The organism is Archangium sp. (assembly GCF_036389735.1).
Classification (GTDB): domain Bacteria; phylum Myxococcota; class Myxococcia; order Myxococcales; family Myxococcaceae; genus Archangium.
The window spans coordinates 1-13,625 of record NZ_DASVWK010000583.1 but is presented as its reverse complement, the minus strand read 5'-3'; the positions used below and the strand labels follow the sequence as shown (position 1 = coordinate 13,625).

Here is a 13,625-nt window from a genome sequence, read left to right as displayed (position 1 = left end):
CGGCCCGTAGTGGCTGCTGTACATGGTGCGCGAGACGTCCTGGAGCGAGCCATCCGGCTGGAGCACCTGAAGGGTGAGCGGGCGGGCCGTCAGCTCCCGCTCCCCGGAGCCGTACACGTAGCGGGTGGTGCTGCCGGCGACGAAGCGCAGGCTATAGAGGGTGAGGCGCTGGCCCTCGGAGAAGGTGTGCGTCCAGGCGACGTTCTCATTGAAGCCGATGAGCACGCCGGGCACGCCCATGAGGCCCACGCCGTAGACGTTGAGGACGCCCGGCACGGTGAGGTGGCTCTCCCACAGCCGCAGCTCGCCCTCCCAGGGGAAGTGCGGGTTGGCCAGCACCATGCCGCGCCCGTTGGCCGATCGCTCGGCGCCAAGAGCCCAGCCGTTGCTGGCGAGGCCGGCCTCCTCGCGCGGCGGCAGCGCGGGCGGCAGCGACTGCACGCCCTGCGGGCTGGGAGGTTGAGCGGCGGCGATGGCATCGATGAGGCGGTAGCCGCTGGCCGTCAGGGAGATGTTGAGCAGGTAGGCCATCAGCTCGTCCGCGCCGATGGGGCGCAGCCAGGGCTGCCCGGCGCAGGGCAACCGCGTGGCCCCAGGGCTCTCCAGGAAGTGGTTGTAGCCGTCGGCGAACCCCTGGAGGAGCTGGCGGGTGTCCTCGGGTTGGGTCTCGAGGCCGGCCCGTCCGCGATTGAGCAGCTCCAGCGCGTGGTAGGCGAAGTCGCTGGAGAGGTGGGCGTCCCCGGGGCCTGCCCCGAAGAAGCGGGCGCGCTCGCCGCGAACCTTGATGATCTGATCCGCCAGGCTGCAGGCATGGTCCTGGGCGAAGGCATGGCCCTGGCCGAAGCCCACGCCGCCGAGGGTGGGGGCGGTGATGTGGGGAATGCCGTGGGCGGTGCGACGGATGGTGGCCCGGTAACGGGGCTCGGGTGGCTGTGGCTGAGGCTGCGAGTCCGGGCAGCCCGTGAGGGCCACCAGGGCCAGGGTCAGGAGAAAGGGAGGGGAAGTGTGCATGGGAGTAGGCCTGAAGGGTACATAGGCCCGCCCGGGACTCGAAAGCCGAGGGCACCGCGCCCTCGGGCTCGGTGAACAATGCGAGGGCGGCCCGGGGTCCAGGCGGGGCTGGACTCGGCTCATCGAACCGGGACTAAATCCCGGTCCCGCCCGGAGACCCCCTCCGCGCTCTTTCAAGGAGCCCCCATGTCCGACACTCCCGTCCAGCCCGAGCAAGAGCTCGAGGTGGCACCGTTCCACATCTGGGAGTTGATGAGCTCGTTTCACAAGTCCGCGGCCCTGAAGACGGCCCTGGAGTTGGAGGTCTTCACCGCCATCGCCGAGGGCAAGAAGACGGTCCAGGAGATTGGCCAGCGCTGCAAGGCCTCCGAGCGCGGCATCCGCATCCTCTGTGATTACCTCGTGGTGAATCGCCTCCTGAAGAAGAAGGACCAGGAGTACTCCCTGCCGAGAGGAGGGGAGCTGTTCCTGAACAAGAATTCCCCCGTCTACATGGGGGAGATGCACCACTTCCTGATCTCGGACTTCATGCTGTCCGCCATGTCGGTGCTCACCGAGTCGGTCCGCAAGGGCGGCACGGCGTACCGGGCCGGAGAGGGCAGCCTGTTCCCGGACAATCCGGTCTGGGTCAGCTTCGCCCGGTCCATGGCGGCCCTGCTGGGGCCCGTCTCCGAGAAGCTCGCGGGTCTCGTCGCCAGCCCTGGCACCCCCCAGCGCGTGTTGGACGTGGCCGCGGGGCACGGTGTCCACGGCGTGGCCATCGCCAAACGCAACCCCCAGGCCCACATCACCGCGGTCGAGTGGGAGCCGGTGCTGGTCGTGGCACGCGAGAACGCCCAGAAGGCTGGCGTCTCCGACCGGTACAGCACCATCCCGGGCAATGCCTTCGAGGTGGACTACGGGACCGGTTATGACCTGGTGCTCGCCACCAACTTCTTCCACCACTTCGATCCGAAGGGGATCGTGACGCTGATGCGGAAGATGGGGGCCGCCCTGAAGCCGGGCGGCAAGCTGCTCACGCTGGACCTGATGCCGAACGACGACCGGGTCACCCCTCCCGCGGCGGGCACTTTCCCCATCGTCATGCTGTCCACCACGCCCGGTGGTGACTCCTACACCGTGAACGAGCTCAAGAGCCTGCTCGACGAGGCCGGGTTCACCGGCCACGAGGTGCACGAGACGATCGGGCCGGAGCGGATCATCATCAGCCGCAAGAAGTAGCGCCGCTGGAGGATGGCGGCGAGCCCGGTTCGAACCGGGTTCGCCCCCCCGCGGGTCCCTGAGAGAGCGGATGGGGGAACTATCCGCCCACCAGCTCGCGCAGTCTGGCGGCGAAGCCGCGCACGTCCTCCTCGGTGGTGTCGAAGGACGTCATCCAGCGCACCTCGGAGGTGGCCTCGTCCCAGACGTAGAAGAACGTGTGCTGCTGCAGCTTGGGGATGAGGTCCGCCGGAAGGGAAGCGAAGACGCCGTTGGCCTCGGTGGACCGGGTGAGGCGCACCCTGGGGATGGAGGACACCTCCCGGGCGAGCAGCGCGGCCATGACGTTGGCGTGGCGCGCGCTCTTCAGCCAGAGGTCGTCGGTGAGGAGTGCCTCGAACTGGGCGGCCACGAAGCGCATCTTCGAGGCGAGCTGCATGCCCTGCTTGCGGAGGAACTTGAAATCGGGTGCCAGCCGGGGCTCGAAGACGACCACCGCCTCGCCCATCATCAGGCCGATCTTGGTGCCGCCGAACGAGAGGATGTCCACGCCGCAGTCGGTGGTGATGGCGCGCAGCGGGAGGCCGAGCGCGGCGGCGGCGTTGGAGATGCGCGCGCCGTCCATGTGCAGGTACAGGCCGTGGCGGTGCGCCAGGTCCGCGAGCGCGCGAATCTCCTCGGGCGTGTAGACGGTGCCCAGCTCGGTGGACTGGGAGATGGAGATGACGCGAGGCTGGACGTGGTGCTGGTCACCCAGGCCGCGGATGCGCGGCTCCACGAGGGCCGGGGTCAGCTTGCCGTTCGGGGTGGGCACGTCCACCAGCTTGCAGCCGATGGCCTTCTCCGGCGCGCCGCACTCGTCCACGTTGATGTGCGCGGTCTCGGCGCAGAGGATGGCGTGGTACGGCCGCAGGAGCGCGCTCAAGCCCAGCACGTTGGCGCCGGTGCCGTTGAAGACGAAGTGCACGTCCACGTGCTCGCCCAGGTGCTCGCGGAACTTCGCCACCGCGCGCTCGGTCCACGGATCACCGCCATAGGCCAGGGTGTGGCCCACGTTGGCCCGGGCGATGGCCTCGAGGATCGTCGGGTGGATTCCGGCGTTGTTGTCGCTGGCGAAGCCTCGCTTCGGATTCATCGGTGTTTCACTCCTGGGGAGGGGGGCGCGGGAGAGTGCCCCGTGTACCCGCGAACCCGCCGCCTTGTCGAATGAACAACGCGTCGCGCCTGGAGGGTTCCCTGGAGCCATCGGCCCGGGACTTGCGAACAAGCCACCGTTGACGGGGGTTACGGATGGGCATTCGCGCAGGCGCGGTGGGAGCGGGACTCGCGGTCATTTCATTGCTCACGGTGGGTTGCACCGACCAGACCAGGACAATCGACCCACCGCTGGAGCAGGAGCCCGGTCCTCCGGTGGGAAATGAAGTTCCCCCGAAGACACCTCCCGTTCCCTCAGGGGATGCCGGCACTCCTCCTCCCTCCACGCCGGACGAGGACGCGGGGACGCAGCCCGATGCCGACGAGCCACAACAGCATGCGGGCCCGTGGCCGGTGGACGCGGTGCTCGACTACACGCGCTCGTTTGGCGTCGGCACCCCGCGAAGCGTTGGACTCGATGAAGGGCTGAACCTCTGGTTGCTCGATGGCAACCGCATCGGCGTGTTGCGCCCGGGAGATATGGCTCCGACGTGGACCACGGGCGTGGGGCAGGCGCGCCTGCCGTTCGGTCGGGATTCGCTCGCGATCGACTCGACGGTCATCTGCGGCGGTGAGGCCGGGCGCGCGTACGTGGGGTATCGCACTCACGAGATGCGGCGGGCGGATGGGATTTCGCAGCGCACGTACATCCCCGGGCCGGGCGAGGTGAACTACACGCCCGAGCGCTACGCCGAGTACCAGAAGGGAGATCTCGATGCGGTCCGCCTCCAGCCCGATGGGACCGTCGCGCTCGAGGAGCACATCTGGCGCACCACCGGCTCGTCGAACGCGGGCAGGCAGATCGGCATCCACAACACGAACGACTTTCACTACGAGGAGGATCGCAGCGTCCTGAACTGCGCTCGCGTGGCGCGCGGTCGGCATCGCGGCGACCTCTACATCACGACGAACCACGGAGTGACCCGCATCCAGGGGCTCACGTACAACAGCCACCGGCATCCAGGCTGGTACCTCGTCACCACGAATCCGGACGGTTCGCGGGATGAGTCGCTTCAATGCCCGCCGATGTACGGGCTCGGCATCGCACCGAACGGAGACGTCCTCGTCGCCAACGAGCAGATGCTCGGAGTGCTCGTCCCCAGTGGGAAGCTCGAGGAGTGGGACCGCGAGAAGACCTGGGACGGCCCCACGCCCTGGACGTTCAAGGGCTTCAACGAAGCGCTCAATGGCCAGTCGTCCGATGATTTCTGGCGTGCCTTCGAGCAGACCACCTCGGGTCGCTACTACCTGGGGAGCGCGGAGTATGGCGTCTGGGCGATGACGCCGAAGACACGCTCCGCGGGGAACTGGTCGAAGCTCTCCGGGCTGCCGACGAATCAAATCCTCGCGCTCAAGGCCACGGACGATGGCGCGCTCTACATCGGTACGAATGGCGCGGGCCTCTGGCGACTGGAGCCGGATGGTCTGACGCTGACCCAGGTGCGGCAGGTGTCCGGCCAACGCGTCTCGCAGCTCGTCTACGAACCCACCGTGACGCCGAGCATGCTGCTCGTGCTCACCGATCAGGGACTGACCGTCCTCAGGGGGCCGTAGGGCGGGGGGAGTGGCCGAGCTGCCGGACCCCTTCCTTCACCGAGTGCGCGGCCTCCTTCACGGCATGGCCCGCCGTATGCGCGGCCTCCTTCACGGCATGGCCCGCCGTATGCGCGGCTCCCTTCACGGCGTGGCCCGCGGCGTGGGCGTTGTGCGCGATGGCCCGGGTGTTCACCGCCACGCCCACGTTGACGCTCGCGCCCAGTCCCACGGCGGCTCCGACGTCGAGGGAGACCATGGCGCGCCCGTCCTGGATGCCGGCGCCTACCCCGAAGGACGTGCCCACGCCCTGTTGCGCGGAGATGCCGCCCGACAGCCGCACCACGCCCAACTTGAGCTCACCACTGGCGCTCTCCTGGGCACCGGCCCTCGCGCCGAAACCCACCTTGGCCATGGCGGTGCCCTTCTTCGGCTCGAAGGCGAACGTCGCGACGGCATTGGCCTCGGCGCCCGCCTTCACCGAGCCGTCCAGGCTCTGGCTGAAGTGCTTGCCCTGTTTCTGCTCGACGTGGAGTTCCCCACGGGCTCCGACGAAGCCCTCCGTGCTGGCATGGCCCACCACGGCGGCCTCCCGCCGGGACAGCTTCGTGCCCACCTCGCCCTTCACCTTGGCGCCCACCTCGAACTCGCCCCGCACCTGGGTGGTGCCGAGCCGTCCCTCGTGCTTGACCTCGAACTGGCCGCCCGCCGCCGTCAGGGAGGCCTGACCCTTCGCCTGTCCCTGGAGGCGGCCCGGCCCGTGGTCGAAGTAGGACTGGCCGCTCAGCTCCGCCCGGCCCAACACGAGGCCGTTCTCCTTCGGGTTGCCCACCTGCTTCAAGGTGGACTGGCGCTCGAACTGCTTCTGGGAGACGCCGTCCGGCTTGGACGGGAACGAGTAGCTCCCCACGCTCAGCGGCTGCACGAGCCCATTCGTCCGCGTGGGAATGGAGGATGCGGCCTCACTCGCCTTGGTCGGGGACGGGGTGGGGGAGGTGGAAGGCCTCGTGGGGGTACGGCCAGGGGAGGGGAGCTTGGGAGCGATTCGTCCGGTCATGGTTCCCGACACCAGAGCAGGAGGTGTGCCAGAGGACGCATCCTGCCCACCGGCATCACAAGTCCTTGATTCGACTCGTGTCCAGGCCGGTTCCAGCCCTTCCCCGGTGACCGCGGTCACCAGTGGGGCCCCGGGCCGCTGGTGACTGCCGTCATCCCTGGTGACTGCTGTCACCACCCCGAGCGGGGGCGCGTTCTACTCCACCAGGAGTTCGCGCGGGATGGCGGCGTGGAGCTCCAACCGCTTCGCCGTGAGCGGATGCACGAAGCACAGCCGCTCCGCGTGCAGCAGGTAGCCGGTATCCCCGATCAGTCCAGGATGCTCGGCGCGCGGCACGCCTCCCACGGCGTAGACGGGATCTCCTTCGAGCGGATGCCCGATGAAGGCCAGGTGGATGCGGATCTGCTGGGAGCGGCCCGTCTGGATGTCCACCTCGAAGAGGGTGCTCGCCGCGCGCCGCTGGAGCACGCGCGCCAGGCTCCGGGAGGCCTTCCCACCTGGAGTCGCCATGGGGACCATGCCCAGGCCCGGATGCACCGCCTCTCCGATGGGGGCGGTGATGTCGTAGAACTCCCGGGTGGCCACGTGGCTCGACAGGGCCCGGTAACGCTTCTCCACCTCGTGCTCGCGCCAGGCGCGGGACAGCTTCGCCGCCGCGTCGTGCGTGCGCGCGAAGAGCACGAGGCCCGAGGTGCCGCGTCCCAGCCGATGCAGGGGGCTCGCCTCCGGGAAGCGCTCCCGTACGAGGTGGAGCAGGGTGTTCACGAGGAATCCTCCACCCGGCATCGTGGGCAGTCCGCCCGGCTTGATGACCGCCAGGATCGCCTCGTCCTCGTGCACGAGCGAGTAGTCGCGCGGCGTCTCCTTCTCCTCCCAGGGAGGCCGGTTCCAGACGAGCCACTGGCCGGCTTTCAGCAGCTCCTCGCCCGTCGCGGGGAGGTCATCCAACAGGACCTCGCCCCGGGCGAGCCGCTCCCACCACACTTCGATTGGGGAGTGCCGGTAGGCGTCGACGAGATAGGAGATCGTGCGCTGTCCCCGCGCCCGGGCACCCAGCTGCTCGCGATAGGCATAGCCTTGATTGAAAGCCATGCCGCTACCCCCCCTCGAAGACGCGGAAGAACTGCCGGGGAGCGCGCTTCTTGCGCAGGCAGCGCGTGGCGGCGCTCATGTAGCAGATGGAGAAGCCGCGTCGTCGGTGCCCCTCGCGACTCGGGCCCGAGCGGTGCCAGAGGTGATTGTGGAGCAACACCACCTCGCCCGCCTGGACCGGCAGGGGGACGGCACGCTCCTCGGCCCTGTGCGCCAGCAACTGGTCCTCCGGAATGACCCCGCCCATGGGCCGCGCGAGGCCCTGGCGATGGCTTCCCGGAACCACCTCGAGGCAACCACCGCCCGCCGGGGCGTCGTCCAGCGCGGTCCAGATCTGCAGCTCCGGCTCCTGGCTCAGTCCCCAGAGGGTTCCCCCATCCTGGTGCCAGCGGATGGCTCCGCCGCCCGGGTTTCCCTTGTTGAAGAGAATGGCGCGGTAGAGGGCGATGCCGCCCGCGATGCGCTCGCGCGCCACCCGCTCGAACAGCGGATTGGAGATCCACGCGCGGAAGCGCTCGTCCTTCTCCAGCCGCTCGATCTTCCGGTAGGCGAGCGAGGGACCCCGCCAGCCGAGTCCGGCGTCCTCGTAGTGTCCCGTCTGGGCGTCCGTCTGGAAGAAGAGCCCGGGATCGGCGACGCGCCCGAGCATCAGGTCCTCCGCGCGCTCGCGCAATGCGGTGAGCCCGTCGTCCCCGAGCACACGTCCGAGCGGCGCGTAGCCCTCGGTGTCCAGTCGCGCGAGCGCCACGCTGAGATCCAACCGCTCGGCTCCTGCTCGTAACACCGTCACCTCGCGCTGCTCGGGGGACTGGACCATCTCACGCGGGGCCCGGACCTTCCAGGTCCCTCGGCGCGTCAGCGGCGGGTGAGTTCGAGATAGATGATGTTGTTGGTCGTGTCCCGGAAGAGCTCCCTCCGCCGGACCTGTGTTTTGGGAATCTCTTGCATCCACCCCGCCACATCGGACTCTTCTCGGTAGATCAACCACCAATCCATGAAGGCTTCCATGTACGCCTTGAAGGCGGAGCTCTCGATGGGATCGGCGTAGTTGGCCAGCACGAGATGCCCCCCTGGACGCAGCATCGAGAACAGGAGCCGGGTCAGGCGGATGGCCATGGGCTGGCTGAGGTAATCGTAGAGTCCGGCCGCGTAGATGAGGTCCAGCTGTTCGAACCGGATCTGGTTCTTCACGATCTCCTTGACGGAGCCATGGACGGGCTTGATGGCGAGATGGCCGAGTTCGCTGTCGATGACGCCCAGGCTCTGGATGTCCTGGTCCAGCGCCAGCAACTCGCCCAGGCGTCGCTCCTGCACGGCTTGCGAGCGCTGGGACTCCCGCAGATGGCCACACGCCACCGCGAGGGCGCGTGAGTCAGGGGCCTGCCCGGAGACCCTGTCGAGCCACTGGGCCAGCCGGTCCCTGCGCTCTCGCACCGCGGTGATGGTCGGTTGCGCGCACAGGAAGCGGTTGATCTCAACCCCGATGGGCGTGTGGCTCAAGCGCGCGGGTGCTCGATCTTCGTAGACGAAATCGAGGACCACCGCGTCCCCTGCGTAGTTGCGAGGCTTCTCGAAGCCTCTGCGCGTGAAGGGCTCCTGATGGAGGAGGTCTCGAATCGGGTGGTTGCGGCAGGTCTCGAGGCAGAATCGCCGCCAGTCTCCCGGGGCGAGCGTGGCTCGCGCGTCCTGCAAGGTCGAGAACAGGGTCCGCATGCCTCGTGAGACCTCGCCGCTCGCGATTTCCGCCCGAGCCAGGTCCAACTGCGCGGAGGGAGGGCTTTTCCAATCCGAGTTGCTTCGTCCGGGTACCTCCGCTTCGCGAAGGCTGTTGCACTCCGTTTGTGCGTAGCTCTGCATATCGCGTCTCCCGGTCTATTCCGCGGCTTGCCCAGAGGTGCCTGGATTCCCGTTGACCAGGGGCCTGGTCAGGCGGTTTCACTTCTGGTCGTAGCGTTTTTCGTCAGAGGAGAACGCCGCTTCGAGGTCGAGTCTTCCTTCACTCGCGGGCGGAACAGGGCCCCTGTCGCGCTTGGTGGGCCGGCGAGCGAAGGAGGGTGTCTCAAAGGACTCGTGACTGCGGGAAACGAACACTTCTCTTTCCCCGGCCAGCGGAACACGATGCCGGAGGATGTCTCCCCGCGTCTCCCTCCAGCCCCGCTGTTCCCGCTGCAACCTCCCGTCACACCTGTGCCTGTGTGCCGAGATCCCCCGGGTGGAGACGCGCACCCGTATCCTCCTCCTCCAGCACGTGGTGGAGACCTGGAAGAAGAGCAACACCGGGCGGGTAGCCGCGCTGGCCCTCGTGAACTCCAGGCTGCTCACCTATGGCGCACAGGACGAGGCCTTCGATACCGCGCTGCTCTCCGAGCCCGGCACCTGGCTGCTATTCCCCGATGGCCCCACCGCGCCGCCGGACGCCCCCGCGCCGAGGCAGCTGGTGGTGTTGGACGGGAGCTGGTCGCAGGCGCGGCGGATGACCCAGCGGATCCCCGCGCTGCGGACGCTGCCCCGGCTGGTGCTGCCGCCGCCCGCGCCCGGGACGCTCCGGCTCCGCGAGCCCACGCACCCATCCGGGATGTCCACCCTGGATGCGATCGCCCGAGCGGTGGCGGTGCTCGAGGGAGCGGAGGCGGCGGCGCCGCTGGAGCGACTGGCCGCGCTTCGGGTGCAGCGGATCGCCGAGTGCGGGACGCTGAACTGAGCCGGCGCACCTCCGCGTCAACCCCCCGTCTACAGCTGCACCTCGTAGTAGGTGCGCCGGCTTCCCGGGCTCTCGCCTGGCCACACCGCCCAGCCCTCCCATGCGCCTCCTTGCTTGCGCAAGCACCGCGTGTTGACCCGGAGTTGCTGAAGGTCCTTCCTCACCTCCAGAAGGTTGTAGAGGCGGGGCACGGACTCTGGCCGCAAGTGGGTGGGAGCCCCAAAGCTGCCGCCGCCAATGACATGCAGCCCTCGGTTCGGGTCGAGGTAGTTGAGCAACTCTGCTTGCTCCTCGTGAACATGGCCGTGGAGGCAGAGGCGGACGCCGGCCTGCCGGAGTTGGCCCAGGAAGGCGTCTGCCTGGATCTTCTCGTTGCCGGTGATGGGGTGATGCCACACAGCAAGTCGTAGGACCCGGGCATCCTTGGCGAGCTTGCCGTCCGCCCGGGCCTTGGCAAGCTCCTGGTCCGCGGTAGCAAGCCCCCGGGCGAGAGCCTTCGCGGAGATGCTGGAGCGATCCCGGAAGTACTCATCAATCTCCCAGGCCGAGTTCATGGCGAGGAATTGGAGGCGCGACTCGCTGAAGAGGAACGAGAGGCACTGCTCATTGGGGTCCAGCGGATAGGGCTTCTGGAAGAGCGGATGGTAGAAGTGCTCGGAGAAGTTCTTGAAACGCTCTGGGTACTTCTCCTCGAGCCGGACGTTGTACCCGTCTCCCGCCTCGCGAAACGAGCCGACCGCGAGTGAACGCACATCCACCTGCCGCTGCCTCTTCCAGGTGTAGACCTCGGTCTCCCAATCTAGATCGTGGTTTCCAGGTACGATGATGCAACGTTGGGATGTCAGCCCAAACTCCTGGAAGAGCGCGGAGACGAACTCACGCGCCTTCTCGAACTCTTGGGGCGTTGCTCGCTGGGTGATGTCGCCGGAGATGACCAGGTAGTCCAGGCCCTCGCTCCCCACTCCCTCGCTCTTGTCCCTCAGATCGGCCACGAGCGGCTGAAGCAGGCTGAGGGGATCCGCGTGGGCCTCGACGTGCAGATCGCTCAAGTGGAGGATGCGGATGGGAGTGTCCTGAGGAGCCGCGCTCCGGGCCTGCTGCATGCTCATCCGGCTCTCGGTGGCACTCTGCGTGCGTTGCAACTCTGCGATGAACTCTCCGGCATCTTTGTAGCGTTCACTGCGTTCCAGGCTGGTGGCGCGATGCAAGACGCTCTTGAGCAGTGGCGGACAGGGGAGTTGAGAGAGGAAGCTCTCGGGGCTTCTCATGATCTGGTGGAAGGGCAGATCGGCTCCGTGGAACCCGAAAAGGGTCGTCATGCCAAGGCCATAGACGTCCGCCCTCGCATCTGCGTCCTGGGGACGCTCGAGGCACTCCGGTGCCGCGTACACGAGGGTCCCCATGGCCCCCGTCCGGGTACCGCCCGTCGTGTCGGCTGCACCCACGAGATCGAAGTCGGTGAGGAGGGGATGCCCTTGCTCATCCAGGAGGATGTTTGCAGGCTTCACGTCGCGGTGGATGATCCCCTTCGAGTGCCCCAGTGCAAGGGCTTCCCCGACGCGGAGGATGATGGGGACGATCTTGTCCGGCGTGACAGCGCCCCGGAGCACGGCTTGCCGGAGGTTTCCCCCCACCACATACTCCATGACGAAATAGTGGAACCCACCATCTTCTCCGTGTTGCTCGAGGACCCGAACCACCGCTGGATGTTGGAGTTCCGCCATTCGGCGCGCTCCGCGGAAGAAACGCTCCCGCCGCTCCAGATCGCCAGACAGGTTCGTATGCAGCACCTTGACTGCAACGAGCGTCTGAGTCGCCTGATCATGCGCTTTCCAGATGTTGCCAAAGCCCCCACGGCCGATGGCCTCGATCAACAAGTAGCGGTCATTTCCCAGCGAGTCACCCGCTCGGAGCTGTCCCCCCTCCCGGAGTTGGCGGCGCAGCGATAGGATCTCCAGATCTACCTGAGAAATGTTGACGCTAGAGGCTTGAAGTCGGGTCTTCCGTGCCCTGGCTCCCTCGAGCCGACCGAGCAAATGGCGGGTCTGCTCATCGGGATATTGGGGGGTGGGCGTGGGCTTCAGTGAGGCGCTATCCGTGAGAGAACTCTCGGGAAGATTGAGCCCATAGGCCAGGAAGTCTGCGAGTGCCACCGCGGCGGCGCGGGAGGCGAACTCGTGGAAGCGATCATCCTTGAATTGATCTCCAAAGTCCGAAATGCCCCGGATGACCAGCCACGGGATGTTGGCGCGGCGGCACGCAGCGATAAGGCCTGCAGCATCCATCTCACCGACCTCTACCTTGCCATGTTGCTCCTGCCGAACAGCCCGGAACTTTGCAGGATCGCGTAGGAGCTTTTCTCCGCTGGCAATCGTCGCTGCACGCACGGTGATGGTCGAGGCGACACGGCTTCGGAACTCCTCCTCTTTGCCAGTCGGCGCAGCAGGAATCACTCCACCCAGGCCACGAAACTGCGCGTCAAGCCGGGACGGCTCGGGCCTATAGGTGATGACATCCTGGTTCATCGAGTGCGGCAGCCGGTCGATTTCGGGGCGGTGCTCCAGCCTCGATGAAACTCCATCGCCGGATGAAACGACGGCGCCTGGCTCATAAGCCACGATGCGCTCGGAAAGGACGACCTCTCCGATTCGGACCTTGCCCTGGATTCCAGCGGCAATGCCCATGAGGATCAGTACACGCGGGCGATGATGCGCAATCACGTCATACGCCGCTGCGGATGCATCGTAGTTGCCAGCGCCGCCCACGCACGTCACGACGAGTCGGTAGTCTCGCCCGGTCAAATGCGAGCGAAGCGAGCCGCGGAAGAATACAGTCCCTTGCGCATCCTTCTCCCGCTGCGAGCCAGGAATGCGGAGCGCCTCGAGTGCTGCGAAGAGCTCGGGCTGGATGACCGTCAGGATGGCGACGTCCGAGCCGTGCGCCGTGGAGGACGCCTGGTTGGAGGCAGCCTGTGTTGGGGCTTGATAGAGACTCGGGCTCTCCGTCGCCAATACCTCCGTGACCCTTTTTTGAATGCTCTGATCTCGTGCAAGAGTGTCTGCCCACGCAGGCCACTGCTCAAGCGAAAGGCTTCTCAAGAAGGCAAGACCTTCTACGGTGAAGTCCCACAGATACCCTTGCTTGATCGAGCCCTTGAGCGTGATCGGCCCCGAGGGCGGCTGAAGCAGCCTCAAGGAGTCGCCAATCGCTTCAACTGCGATGGGCTCTTTCAAGGGGAAGTACTCGACGGCGGCCTGCCATTCGCTGTTCTCCGTGCCAAAGGCCTCCGCAGTCACTCGCCCCAAGGCGCGGATCCTCTTGGAGTAGTAGTGGACGAGCAGATCCCCAGGCTTGAGTTCGCTCACCCTTTTCCAATGCGGGAACTCACCGCCTCTGGAGTTCTTCTTGGGAGCGCGGACATAGCCGCCCTCTCGCTCCTTCTCGTAGTTGAAGCCCTGGTTGACCCAGAAGATCCGCGGCAGGCCACGTGAGAATGCGGCATTGGCATCGAGAAAAGTAGATCCCACGGTTCGTATTGAACACCGGGAGTCGCCTCTCCGGGAAGGATTCTCAGGCGAAGAACCGATGAGCCGAGCGCGGCTCGATGGCACCCGCGTGAAGGCGTGCATCTGCCTCGGAGTGCGAGCCGAAGGTGTCAGGCGACTCGTAGAGCGCGAGGTGACGAAACGGGTCCTTTGACTCGACTTTCGCCATTTTGAGGAGAGCAGGCAGGTAAGCGAAGAGAGACTGAGCGGAGGAGGAGGGCGGCCAACGGGAATGGTTGAGAAGTCGACCAAGACTTTTCCCGTCCAGTACACCGATGACCGCCCCCTCTTT

11 protein-coding genes are annotated in these 13,625 nt (G+C 66.8%); 3 read left to right on the top strand and 8 right to left on the bottom strand.

From position 1 onward, the window contains the following. Nucleotides 1-1,011 (bottom strand): penicillin acylase family protein (locus VF794_RS20460; RefSeq protein WP_331112923.1); only part of this gene is annotated, 1,011 nt, incomplete at its 3' end. Between the two features lie 186 nt (nucleotides 1,012-1,197). Between VF794_RS20460 and VF794_RS20455 the strand changes: the two genes are divergently transcribed. After that, nucleotides 1,198-2,232, top strand: coding sequence for a class I SAM-dependent methyltransferase (locus VF794_RS20455; protein ID WP_331112921.1), 1,035 nt, complete (start codon nucleotides 1,198-1,200; stop codon nucleotides 2,230-2,232). A gap of 79 nt (nucleotides 2,233-2,311) precedes the next feature. Here VF794_RS20455 and VF794_RS20450 read toward each other — a convergent pair whose 3' ends face one another. Further along, nucleotides 2,312-3,346, bottom strand: coding sequence for a low specificity L-threonine aldolase (locus VF794_RS20450; RefSeq protein ID WP_331112919.1), 1,035 nt, complete (start codon nucleotides 3,344-3,346; stop codon nucleotides 2,312-2,314). Nucleotides 3,347-3,621: 275 nt separating this feature from the next. On the opposite strand from VF794_RS20450, the gene VF794_RS20445 reads away from it, so the two are divergent. Continuing rightward, nucleotides 3,622-4,959 (top strand): hypothetical protein, encoded by a 1,338-nt coding sequence (locus VF794_RS20445; protein ID WP_331112917.1) that lies wholly within the window; start codon nucleotides 3,622-3,624, stop codon nucleotides 4,957-4,959. On the opposite strand, the gene VF794_RS20440 is transcribed toward VF794_RS20445, so the two are convergent. The 4 genes from VF794_RS20440 to VF794_RS20425 all read right to left on the bottom strand — a co-directional run bounded on the left by VF794_RS20440 (nucleotide 4,946) and on the right by VF794_RS20425 (nucleotide 8,800). Beyond that, nucleotides 4,946-5,863, bottom strand: coding sequence for a hypothetical protein (locus VF794_RS20440; protein ID WP_331112915.1), 918 nt, complete (start codon nucleotides 5,861-5,863; stop codon nucleotides 4,946-4,948). The two genes, VF794_RS20445 and VF794_RS20440, sit on opposite strands and share 14 nt — an antisense overlap. A gap of 327 nt (nucleotides 5,864-6,190) precedes the next feature. Next, the gene (locus VF794_RS20435) at nucleotides 6,191-7,087 is read right to left on the bottom strand and encodes an RluA family pseudouridine synthase (protein ID WP_331112913.1); all 897 of its coding nucleotides are present in this window, start codon (nucleotides 7,085-7,087) and stop codon (nucleotides 6,191-6,193) included. 4 nt (nucleotides 7,088-7,091) lie between these two features. Further along, entirely contained in the window at nucleotides 7,092-7,904 is an 813-nt protein-coding gene (locus tag VF794_RS20430) for a phytanoyl-CoA dioxygenase family protein (RefSeq protein ID WP_331112911.1), read from the bottom strand. 38 nt (nucleotides 7,905-7,942) lie between these two features. Then, complete coding sequence (locus tag VF794_RS20425) at nucleotides 7,943-8,800, bottom strand: class I SAM-dependent methyltransferase (RefSeq protein WP_331112909.1); 858 nt, start codon at nucleotides 8,798-8,800, stop codon at nucleotides 7,943-7,945. 415 nt (nucleotides 8,801-9,215) lie between these two features. Here VF794_RS20425 and VF794_RS20420 point away from each other — a divergent pair, with 415 nt between their 5' ends. Then, on the top strand, nucleotides 9,216-9,788 hold the full coding sequence (locus tag VF794_RS20420) for a tRNA-uridine aminocarboxypropyltransferase (RefSeq protein ID WP_331112907.1): 573 nt from the start codon (nucleotides 9,216-9,218) through the stop codon (nucleotides 9,786-9,788). 29 nt (nucleotides 9,789-9,817) lie between these two features. On the opposite strand, the gene VF794_RS20415 is transcribed toward VF794_RS20420, so the two are convergent. Continuing rightward, nucleotides 9,818-13,315 (bottom strand): protein kinase domain-containing protein, encoded by a 3,498-nt coding sequence (locus VF794_RS20415; protein WP_331112905.1) that lies wholly within the window; start codon nucleotides 13,313-13,315, stop codon nucleotides 9,818-9,820. Nucleotides 13,316-13,358: 43 nt separating this feature from the next. Continuing rightward, nucleotides 13,359-13,625: hypothetical protein (locus VF794_RS20410; protein WP_331112903.1), on the bottom strand; the 267-nt coding region annotated here is incomplete at its 5' end.

Coding starts and splice junctions, on each gene's coding strand:
- VF794_RS20455 (WP_331112921.1), top strand. CDS start 1,198: ATGTCCGACACTCCCGTCCAGCCCGAGCAAGAGCTCGAGGTGGCACCG.
- VF794_RS20450 (WP_331112919.1), bottom strand. CDS start 3,346: ATGAATCCGAAGCGAGGCTTCGCCAGCGACAACAACGCCGGAATCCAC.
- VF794_RS20435 (WP_331112913.1), bottom strand. CDS start 7,087: ATGGCTTTCAATCAAGGCTATGCCTATCGCGAGCAGCTGGGTGCCCGG.
- VF794_RS20430 (WP_331112911.1), bottom strand. CDS start 7,904: ATGGTCCAGTCCCCCGAGCAGCGCGAGGTGACGGTGTTACGAGCAGGA.
- VF794_RS20425 (WP_331112909.1), bottom strand. CDS start 8,800: ATGCGGACCCTGTTCTCGACCTTGCAGGACGCGCGAGCCACGCTCGCC.
- VF794_RS20420 (WP_331112907.1), top strand. CDS start 9,216: ATGTCTCCCCGCGTCTCCCTCCAGCCCCGCTGTTCCCGCTGCAACCTC.